At 67.9% G+C, this 8,894-nt stretch carries 9 protein-coding genes and 2 riboswitches; of the genes, 2 read left to right on the top strand and 7 right to left on the bottom strand.

The window, feature by feature from the left end; genetic code table 11:
* Positions 1-136: 136 nt before the first annotated feature.
* Both ACMZPQ_RS14010 and ACMZPQ_RS14005 read right to left on the bottom strand, forming a co-directional pair.
* Complete coding sequence (locus tag ACMZPQ_RS14010) at positions 137-727, bottom strand: DUF3106 domain-containing protein (RefSeq protein ID WP_197583004.1); 591 nt, start codon at positions 725-727, stop codon at positions 137-139.
* Positions 720-1,718: a hypothetical protein gene (locus ACMZPQ_RS14005; RefSeq protein ID WP_197583005.1), complete on the bottom strand. Its 999-nt coding sequence runs from the start codon at positions 1,716-1,718 to the stop codon at positions 720-722. The genes ACMZPQ_RS14010 and ACMZPQ_RS14005 overlap by 8 nt, the downstream gene beginning before the upstream one ends.
* Before the next feature lie 413 nt (positions 1,719-2,131).
* On the opposite strand from ACMZPQ_RS14005, the gene ACMZPQ_RS14000 reads away from it, so the two are divergent.
* A complete protein-coding gene (locus tag ACMZPQ_RS14000) occupies positions 2,132-4,309 on the top strand; it encodes a primosomal protein N' (RefSeq protein ID WP_197583018.1) in 2,178 nt (725 codons plus the stop codon).
* A 49-nt stretch (positions 4,310-4,358) separates the two neighbouring features.
* On the opposite strand, the gene ACMZPQ_RS13995 is transcribed toward ACMZPQ_RS14000, so the two are convergent.
* A complete protein-coding gene (locus ACMZPQ_RS13995) occupies positions 4,359-4,979 on the bottom strand; it encodes a glutathione S-transferase family protein (RefSeq protein ID WP_197583006.1) in 621 nt (206 codons plus the stop codon).
* Positions 4,980-5,091: 112 nt separating this feature from the next.
* On the bottom strand, positions 5,092-5,871 hold the full coding sequence (locus ACMZPQ_RS13990) for an NYN domain-containing protein (protein WP_049470953.1): 780 nt from the start codon (positions 5,869-5,871) through the stop codon (positions 5,092-5,094).
* A 123-nt stretch (positions 5,872-5,994) separates the two neighbouring features.
* Here ACMZPQ_RS13990 and ACMZPQ_RS13985 point away from each other — a divergent pair, with 123 nt between their 5' ends.
* Positions 5,995-7,275 carry an FAD-dependent oxidoreductase gene (locus ACMZPQ_RS13985; RefSeq protein WP_197583007.1) on the top strand — a complete coding sequence of 427 codons (1,281 nt, stop codon included), beginning with the start codon at positions 5,995-5,997 and terminating at the stop codon, positions 7,273-7,275.
* 103 nt (positions 7,276-7,378) lie between these two features.
* Here the strand turns inward: ACMZPQ_RS13985 and ACMZPQ_RS13980 are convergent, their stop codons facing one another.
* From ACMZPQ_RS13980 to ACMZPQ_RS13970, 3 genes are all read right to left on the bottom strand, one after another.
* Positions 7,379-7,834 carry a hypothetical protein gene (locus ACMZPQ_RS13980; RefSeq protein ID WP_197583008.1) on the bottom strand — a complete coding sequence of 152 codons (456 nt, stop codon included), beginning with the start codon at positions 7,832-7,834 and terminating at the stop codon, positions 7,379-7,381.
* Between the two features lie 3 nt (positions 7,835-7,837).
* Complete coding sequence (locus ACMZPQ_RS13975; protein WP_197583009.1) at positions 7,838-8,269, bottom strand: nuclear transport factor 2 family protein; 432 nt, start codon at positions 8,267-8,269, stop codon at positions 7,838-7,840.
* Positions 8,270-8,340: 71 nt separating this feature from the next.
* Positions 8,341-8,616 carry a GIY-YIG nuclease family protein gene (locus ACMZPQ_RS13970; protein ID WP_197583010.1) on the bottom strand — a complete coding sequence of 92 codons (276 nt, stop codon included), beginning with the start codon at positions 8,614-8,616 and terminating at the stop codon, positions 8,341-8,343.
* Between the two features lie 40 nt (positions 8,617-8,656).
* Positions 8,657-8,746: riboswitch (glycine riboswitch) on the top strand.
* 13 nt (positions 8,747-8,759) lie between these two features.
* Positions 8,760-8,863, top strand: a riboswitch (glycine riboswitch).
* The last annotated feature ends 31 nt before the right edge of the window (positions 8,864-8,894 follow it).

The raw sequence follows: 8,894 nt of genomic DNA, 5'->3' as shown, positions 1-8,894 counted from the left end.
ATGGTGGTTCATCCGGGCTCTTTGGGGGCTGGACAGGTGTGGTAACCACCATTTTCCAAAGATGCCCCGGATGAACAACCTACCGAGAGATCACAACTAACAGTCGACTCTACCCGTCGACGCTACGCCTTGGGGTTTACTGTCCGGCCTGGCGCTTGAGCCAAGCGTCGCGTTCGGCCACGGGCACCGCGAGGAACGCGCTGCGCACCGTGTCGCGTTCCTGTGGCGGCGTGCGCTGTGCGACCAGGGTCAGCTGTGCCAGCTGGGCCGGGCTGAGCTGGCGCAGCGCGGCCAGGGCCGCCTCGCGCTGCTCGGCGGGTACGAACCCGAACAGGCCGTGCAGCTTGGGAAACTCCAGGCCCAGCTGCGGACCCAGCCGCCAGCCCTCGCGGAACGCCTGGTCCTGCGACTGGAACTGCTGGCGCAAGCGCTGCTGCTGGTCGGCCGGTAACGCATTGAATCGCGCTGCCGCCTGGCGGATGCGCTCGCGTTCGCCTTCCGGCAAGGCACGCCAGGCTGCGTAATCGGCACGCCGCTGGCGCTGCTGCTCGGCTTCGAGCTGGGCAAACGCTGAAGGTGCCGCAGTCGCCACTGGCGGCGCCGATGCGGTGGTCGCCGGCGGGTTGGCCGACGAGGGCGGTGGCAACGGGACGTTCAAGGTCTGCGGTGCGGCCGAGAGCGACAATGGCAGGGCCAGCAGCAGGCTGGCGAGTGCGGTCTTATTCATCGGCGGCCGTGGTTTCCAGCGTGGCGCTGGCCGGCTCCGGCCGGCTCGGTTTGGATTGCGATTCGTCCACCGGCAGCGGTCCGCCGGCGGCTGTCCACGCATACAGATCGGCGTCGGCCACCAGCGGATAGTCGCGGTCGGCCAACATCTGGGTGTCATCTGCGGACAGCGCCTGGGGGGCGTCCGGCGGGGCATTGACCTTGCTCGGCGGCAATGCCTCCACCGTGACCGGGCCAGCCTCGCCGACCACGCCTTCCGGCAGCGGTGCACCGCTGCCGAAGGAACGGCTCTGCCAATGGCGCCATCCCAATGCGGCCGCCAGCAGCACCACCACGGTCACCAGCAGGATCAGCGGGCCGCGCCAGCGCGGCTTGGCAGCGCCGCGGCGGCGATGGCCGACCGCCCGTTCATCGTGCTGCCGCGCGCGCCAGCTGGACGCAGGCGCTTCATTGTTGGCTGCGGGTGCGGCCGGCTGCTGCAGCTGCTGCAGGCGCTTGGCCGGCAGATCGCGGATGCGCGCCTGCACCTGTTCGGCGATCGCCCGCCAGGCCGATGCATCGGGCTGGCCGTCGGCATCCCGTGGGCAGGCGTCGGCCAGCAGGTGCTGGTAACCGGCCTCGTCCCGATCGAGCACGCGCATGGCAATGCCCTCATCCAGGCTGCCGCCCACCCGCAGCAGCAGGGCCAGGCGCGGCAGCGCGGCCATCGTGCCCAGAGCGGCCAACGGTGGCAGCCACTGGCCACCCACCGGCTCGCGCAGCGCCTGGCGCTGGCCCAGCAGGGTCCAGAAGCGGGTCGGCCATTGCGCCATCGGCAGGTCGCTGGCGACCGCGGCGAAGGCGCGCATCACCGCCACCAGGGTCTGCTCGGCGCGCGCGGCATCGCCGCACTGCAGCTCCGCCACTACCAGGGCGCGGCGTTCGACGCCACGCAGGAACGCCGACAGCGCGCCGGCCGCGGTCGAGGAAACAGGGGCGGGCACAGCCGTCATCGGTCACTCCAAAGGTCTGCCGGCATGATAGCGGCAGCCCATCGACGGCCGGCAGGACTTGCGCCCGCAGGCGCTTCGTGCTGCAGGTTGTGCACAGCACCACGCCTGCCCCGGGCAAAACTGTGCAGTCCCACTGAATTCCCTCTGTTTCAGCATTGTTTCACACTTAAATCATTGATTTTCATCCCATTTAATGTGTGGCTATTTTTTGACCAACCGAAGCGTGAGGCCGTCGCCATCGGCATCCTGCGCGCCCGCAGACCGGTAACGCACAACGTTATCCACAGAACATGTGGATAAGACTGAATCTCCAATGGACTCCGATATTTAGGTGACATTTATGATTCAACGGGCGCTCGCGGACCTGCCTGGACCCTGCCATTCGCGCGCGCATGGACCGTTACACTGGCCCGATGCTCGACCCCATTCCGACCCTGCAGGTCGCCCTGCCCGTCCCGCTGCCGCGCCTGTTCGACTACCTGTCGCCGGAGGGCGTGGGCCCTGCGGTCGCGGTCGGCTGCCGCCTGAAGGTGCCGTTCGGCAACCGTGAACTGGTCGGCGTGGTGGCCGGCCATGGCCAGGCCGAAGACGGCCAGGGCCTGCGCCAGGCGTTGGCCTGGTGCGATCCGCAGCCGCTGCTGCAGGGCGAGCTCTGGCAGAGCCTGCAATGGCTGGCGCGCTATACCCATGCGCCCCTCGGCGAAGTGGTGAACACCGCCCTGCCCGGCCCATTGCGCCACGGCGATGCCCTGCCCGAGACCCATCACTGGGGCTGGCAACTGACCACGCAGGGCCGCGACCAGCGCGACAAGCTGCGTGCCGGCAGCCGCCCCCGGCAGCTGGCCGAGCTGCTGGCCGAAGCCATCGTGGATGAGGACGTGCTGGGCGAACGCATGGACGACTGGCGCAGCGCCGCACGCAGCCTGGCCAAGCGTGAACTGGCCGAGCGCGTAGCGCTGAGCGTAGCGCCACAGCATGCGCAACCGCTGCCCGGCCCCACGCTCAATCCGGACCAGGCCGAAGCCGTGGCAGCGATCAACGCCGCGGAAGGTTTCCAGCCGTTCCTGCTGGATGGCGTGACCGGCAGTGGCAAGACCGAGGTCTATCTGCAGGCCATCATCCACTGCCTCGCCCAAGGCCGGCAGGCGCTGGTGCTGGTACCGGAAATCGGCCTCACCCCGCAGACCCTGGCACGCTTCCGTGGCCGCCTCGGCATCGCCGTGCATGCGCTGCATTCGGGGTTGAACGACAACGAGCGCGCGCGGGTCTGGGCCGCCGCTTCACGCGGCGAAGCACGGGTGATCGTCGGTACGCGTTCGGCCGTTTTCACGCCGCTGCCGCAGGCCGGCCTGCTGATCGTCGACGAGGAACACGATGGCAGCTACAAGCAGCAGGACGGCATCCGCTACCACGCACGCGATTTCGCCCTGGTCCGCGCCAAGGCGCTGGGCATTCCGGTGCTGCTGGGCAGTGCCACGCCTTCGCTGGAGACGCTGCACAACGCGTATGCCGGTCGCTACACGCACCTGCGCCTGAAACAGCGCGCCGGCGATGCGCGGCCACCGCGCGTGCGCATCCTTGATGTACGCAAGCGCCCGCTGCATGACGGCCTGTCGGCCGACGTGCTGGCTGGTATTGGTGAGCACCTGCAGCGTGGACAGCAGGTGCTGGTATTCAAGAACCGCCGCGGATACGCGCCGGTGCTGTTGTGCCACGACTGTGGCTGGACGGCGCCGTGCAGCCGCTGCGATGCACCGATGACCGTGCACGGCGGCGGCCGGCGCCTGCAGTGCCACCACTGCGGTGCGCGGCAGCCGGCGCCGTTGGCGTGCCCGGCCTGCGGCAGCCTCGCGCTGCAACCGCAGGGCATTGGCACCGAACGGCTGGAGGAGCACTTGACCGCGGCCTTCGCCGACTACCCTGTTGTGCGCATCGACCGCGGCACGACCTCACGCCGCGATGCGCTCGAGCAGCAGCTGGCGAAACTGGGCGACCAGCCCGGCATCCTGGTCGGCACGCAGATCCTGGCCAAGGGCCACGACCTGCCCAAGTTGACCCTGGTGGTGGTGGTCGGCATCGACGAAGGCCTGTTCTCGGCCGACTTCCGCGCCAGCGAGAAACTGGCGCAGCAGCTGATCCAGGTGGCAGGCCGCGCAGGCCGTGCACGTGATCCGGGCGAGGTCTGGCTGCAGACCCATCACCCCGGGCATCCGCTGCTGGAAACGCTGGTCAGCGGCGGCTACCACCCGTTCGCGCAGGCCGAGTTGAACCAGCGCCAGGCCGCCGGTTTCCCGCCGTTCGCCCATCTGGCGCTGATGCGTGCCGAAGCGCAGCAGGTTGAGCACGCCAATGCATTCCTGCTGGCGGCACGGCAGCTGCTGGGCGAGCAGAACGTGGTGGAGGCCTACGGGCCGATGCCGGCACCGATGCCGCGCCGAGCGGGTTACCAGCGCACGCAGCTGTTGTTGTCGGCGGCACAGCGGCCGCCACTGCATGGCGTGCTGGCACAGCTGGTGCCGCAGCTGTATGCGCTGCCGGAAGCGCGCAAGGTGCGCTGGTCGCTGGATGTGGATCCGACCGATCTGTATTGAGGGGTCGGATCCCTCTCGCAGACAGGACTCTGACCCCGAACGCCACCGCTTACGTCAGCGGTGACATCACGCCGCGCTGGTACGCGGGGCGCTCGCGCAGGCGTGCGTACCACGCGGCCAGGTGCGGCAGTTCCGGGCGCTGGATCGGCAGTTCGAACCAGGCGTAGATCTGCGCGCCCAACGGAATGTCGCCCATCGCGAACGTGTCGCCCGACAGCCACGGCTGCGTCGCCAAGGTCGCGTCGGCCATCGCCAGGTAATCGCCGGCGCGCACGATGGCGGCATTGATGCGCGCCTCATCACGGTCGGCCGGCGCGGTGCGCATGATGCCCCAGACCAGGTCGCTGTACAGCGGCGCCATCCGCGAAGTGCTCCAGTCCATCCACTTCTCGGCCTGGGCGCGCTGCATCGGATCTTCGGCGTAAAGGCTTCCCAGTGCGTAACGCGCGCTCAGGTAGCGCACGATCGCGTTCGATTCCCACAGCGGCAGGCCGTGGTCTTCGATCACCGGCACCAGGCTGTTGGGATTCATCGCCAGGTACTCCGGCGTCTGCGTGCCACCGTGGCTGCCACCGACTTCGATGGATTCATACGGCAGGCCGATTTCTTCGGCACACCACAGCACCTTGCGGACGTTGCTGGAATTGCGACGGCCCCAGATCTTCAACATGCGGGTATTCCCTGCTGGCAATGCGAGCGGCAACGATACGCCTGATCGGTGTGGGTGTGTGCACGCCGGATGCGGGATTGGGCATGCGGGCGCTGCCGGCCAGCGGCCGGCACTACCTGTTCTTTTTCGGCAGCGCGCGTACGTAGGAGGATTTGCCGTCCTTCTTCAGTTCGAACAGGCCGATCGCCGCCAACAGATCGCTCAGCTTGCCGTAGCCATAGTTGCGCGGATCGAACGAGGCCTGGTTGCCGATCTGGCTGCCCACCGGGCCCAGGTGCGACCAGCCATCCTCGCCCTCGGCCGCCGAGACCGCACGGCGCAGCATCTTCACCAGCCGGGTGTCGCTGCGCATTTCCGCACCGCTCTTGCGCGGCCGTGCGTCGTCGTTGGCCACCGGTTCATTCGAGGCCTGTTCGCTGGAGGCCTGTTCGGCATCCGGCACGCTGGCGTGGGTCTGGCCCAGCGCTTCCAGGTAGGTGAACTTCGAACACGCGTTGACGAACGGCTCGGGCGTCTTTTTCTCACCGAAGCCGTACACCTTCACGCCATCGGTCAGCAGGCGCATCACCATCGGGGTGAAGTCCGCATCGCTGGAGACGATGGCGAAACCATCGAGATTGCGCGCGTACAGCAGGTCCATGGCATCGATCACCATCGCCATGTCCGAGGCGTTCTTGCCCTTGCTGTAGGCGAATTGCTGGATCGGGCGGATCGCGTACTCGTGCAGCACCGCTTCCCAGCCCTTCAGCCGCGGGCTCTTCCAGTTGCCATAGGCGCGGCGCACGTTGGCCACGCCATAGCGGGCCACTTCGGCCAGCACCTCGTCGATCTTCGAAGCCGGCGCATTGTCGGCGTCGATCAACAGGGCGATGCGCTTTTCCGGTTCGCTCATGGACTCCTCGCGGGCGGTTGCCTGAACCCGAGTATCGCCGATCCTCGCGGGTGCTGACGTGACAGGCGGCCGCCGTGCGAAGATGCCAGGCGCTTCCCCCAATGCCCCCACTGGAGTGAGTCGATGAGTCGTGAGCGCGTTCCCCACCTGGTCGTTGTCGGCGGTGGTTTTGCCGGTCTCTGGGCGACCCGCGCCCTGGCCCGCGAGCGCATGCGCATCACCCTGGTCGACCGCCGCAACCATCACCTGTTCCAGCCGCTGCTGTACCAGGTGGCCACCGCCGGCCTGTCCGCGCCGGACATCGCGGCACCGCTGCGCCATATCCTCGGCCACCAGCGCAATGTGGAAGTCCGCCTCGGCGAAGTGGTGGCCATCGACAAGCAGGCGCGGCAGATCCGCATGGCCGATGGCAGTACGCTGGACTACGACAGCCTGCTGCTGGCCACCGGCGCCACCCACGCCTACTTTGGCAATGACCAATGGGCCGATGATGCGCCCGGCCTGAAAACCCTGGACGATGCCATCGCACTGCGCCGCAAACTGTTGCTGGCATTCGAACGTGCCGAGGCCGAACCGGACCCGGCGAAGAAGGCAGCGTGGCTGAGTTTCGCCATCGTCGGCGGTGGCCCTACCGGGGTCGAACTGGCCGGTACGCTGGCCGAGATCGCACGGCACACGCTGCGCAACGAATTCCGCCACATCGACCCGGCCAGTGCCAAGGTGCGGTTGGTCGAGGCCGGTCCGCGCGTGCTGTCCTCGTTCCCGGAAGTGCTTTCGCTGAAGGCGCGCCGCCAGCTGGAAAAGCTGGGCGTGGAAGTATTGACCGGTACCCCGGTGAGCGACATCGACAGCCAGGGCTTCAAGCTCGGTGAGCAGTTCGTGCCGGCCCGCACCGTGGTCTGGGCCGCCGGCGTGGCCGCCTCACCGCTGGCGCGCACGCTGGAGGTGCCGCTGGACCGCGCCGGACGCGTGCAGGTGCAGCCGGACCTGACCCTGCCCGATCATCCGGAACTGTTCGTGGCCGGCGACCTGGCCGCACTGAACCAGGCCAATGGCAAGCCGGTGCCCGGTGTGGCCCCTGCCGCCAAGCAGATGGGCAAGTACGTGGCCGAAGTGATCCGCGCGCGGCTGCATGGCAAGGCGGCACCGGGGCCGTTCAAGTACGCCGACTACGGCAACCTCGCCACCATCGGCCGCATGGCGGCCATCGTGCACCTGGGCCGGCTGCAGCTGTCGGGCATCCTGGCCTGGTGGTTCTGGCTGGCCGCGCACGTGTTCTTCCTGATCGGCTTCCGCAACCGCATCGTGGTGCTGCTGAACTGGGCGGTCGCGTACTGGAGCTACCAGCGCAGCGCACGCATCATTTTCGGTGATGATCGCGAAGACCGGCGGCCGAAGCGGTAGGGCCGAAGACGGACACGGGTTCTCTGCCTGGGAGTAGATCCACGCCATGCGTGGATGAATGTCTGTGCAGGACGCATCGAGCTCAGCCACGCATGGCGTGGCTCTACTGCCTCATCGGGCCACCTGGCACCCGCCGTTTCGACCATGTCCGGCAGAAGTCCTCCTTCCTTGCGGTATCGGCAATCTGCGCGGTACTCCAATGCCGGGTGATCCAGATCGTCAACGCGGTGCTGCTCAGATGCCAGCGCAGCATGCCGTGCCGAGGCTGTCGCCACAGATGGCGTCGGGCAATCCAGAAAGCCTCCCGCTCCACTTCAGGCACCTTCTTCTGCATCACGTCCTTGTCGAAGAACTGCGCGGCGAAGCGCCAGGGGTTCATCGGCTGGTATCCCGCCCGTGGTTCACCGCTGCATGCGGCCACACCACTGGACGCGCGGTCCGCTGGCTTCGGCCGACCTTCCACCAGCGCCAGTCCGAGCAGGTACAACAGGCCGGGCAGCAGTGCGATACCGACGACCAACACGATGACTGACAGCGACGCTTTCCCCGCGGCACCCATCGCTCACTTCGCCTTTGGTTTCGGGTACCACAGTGCGTTGACGATGACCCAGCGCTGGTCGAAGCGCCCCATGTGGAAGTAGTCGACGAACCACGGGGTTTCCAGCCGCACCGAGGCCGCGTTGCCGGTCACGTCCAGCACCGTGCAGCGGCGATCCCATTGATCCTTCGGCGTCTTCAACGCGCCCTGCTTCGTCAGCGAGACCAGCTCTTCCTTCGACATCCGGCGCAGGCCCAGGCGTTCGTCGGGTGTATCGCCGAGGACCGCGCGCTTGGCCAGGTCCGGATGCAGGGAGCGGGCGACGCGTTGCGGGTCGGCCTCCAGCTGGCCGTCGACGTAGTCGTGGCAGGTGGCTTCGATGGCCGCGATGGTGGCCGGGTCGGCGGCGGGACTTGTTGATGCGGAGAGAGCGAACAGCAGGGCAATCGCGGACATCCGGGTCTCCAGCTCTGGGCGCGGGGCGATCATCGCATGAGCCGGGTGGCCCATCCACGCATGGCGTGGATCTACAGAAGCGTCTCGGCCGGTTCCTGCAGCCAGGCCAGCTTGCGTTCGCGCGGCTGCTGCTTGAGTCGCCACTCAGCCCGCGAGGCGGCGGCCCGGTCCGGGTACTCGCGCACGGCCAGCACGCGCAGCGGCGGGCGGGCCCGGGTGTAGCGCGCGCCCTTGCCAGCCTGGTGGGCGGCGAATCGCGCGTCCACGTCGGTGCTGATGCCGGCGTAATAGCTGCCATCGCGGCATTCGAGCAGGTACAGGAACCACGGGCGGAGGGACGGGGCCATGGCCGGATTATGCCGTGCTGCACTGCAGCGGATATACTGGCGCCCGAATGCAGGAGAGAGGCGCCGCGCTGGCGCCCGCCGAAGGCGCAGGCTCCCATGATCGCTCAGGCCGGTGGGCTGGAATCCCACCAACCATGCATTCGACTCGCCGAGCTGGAGAGAGGTCACCGGGCACGCCCGGGACGATCCGCCGAAGGGGCACGCGGCCTACGCCGCTGAACTCTCAGGCAAAAGGACAGCGGGAGCGGCACCGGTCATCGTCATCCCGTCATTGCGCA

It is taken from the genome of Stenotrophomonas maltophilia (genome assembly GCF_047497515.2).
In the GTDB taxonomy this organism is placed as follows: Bacteria; Pseudomonadota; Gammaproteobacteria; order Xanthomonadales; family Xanthomonadaceae; genus Stenotrophomonas.
The sequence above is the reverse complement of the archived record's forward strand: the minus strand, read 5'-3'. Positions and strand labels throughout refer to the sequence as shown.